Below are 396 nucleotides of genomic sequence, written 5' to 3' on the forward strand. Positions count from 1 at the left end.
GCTCCAGCCATTCCTGCCGGACAGTTCTGTTGTAGCGTTCAATATAGGCGTTCTGCTGCGGATTACCCGGTTGCGTATAGATCAGGGTAATCCCCTGTTTTTCGGCCCATGGAACCAACGTATGACTGACATATTCAGGGCCATTATCCATTCGGATGGCTTCTGGCCTGCCACGCCACTCCATAACCTGTTCCAGACAGCGGACAACCCGACAGGCCGGCAGGGAAAAATCAACCTCGATCGCCAGTCCTTCACGATTGAAGTCATCCAGAATGTTCAGGAGCTGAAAAGCACGTCCATCCATCAGCCTGTCCGCCATAAAATCCATGGACCAGACCCTGTTGGGAAGGGCCGGAACCGACAGCTTTTCAGGCTTTTCGCGAACCAGACGCCTGC

Annotated in this window: 1 protein-coding gene; it reads right to left on the minus strand. The window is 54.0% G+C overall.

Annotated elements, in window-relative coordinates:
- The coding region (locus ACP7IZ_RS13800; RefSeq protein ID WP_426849733.1) for a DDE-type integrase/transposase/recombinase at positions 1 to 396 on the minus strand (396 nt) is incomplete at both ends.

It is taken from the genome of Acetobacter sp. AAB5 (assembly GCF_050106715.1).
In the GTDB taxonomy this organism is placed as follows: Bacteria; Pseudomonadota; Alphaproteobacteria; order Acetobacterales; family Acetobacteraceae; genus Acetobacter; species Acetobacter oryzifermentans.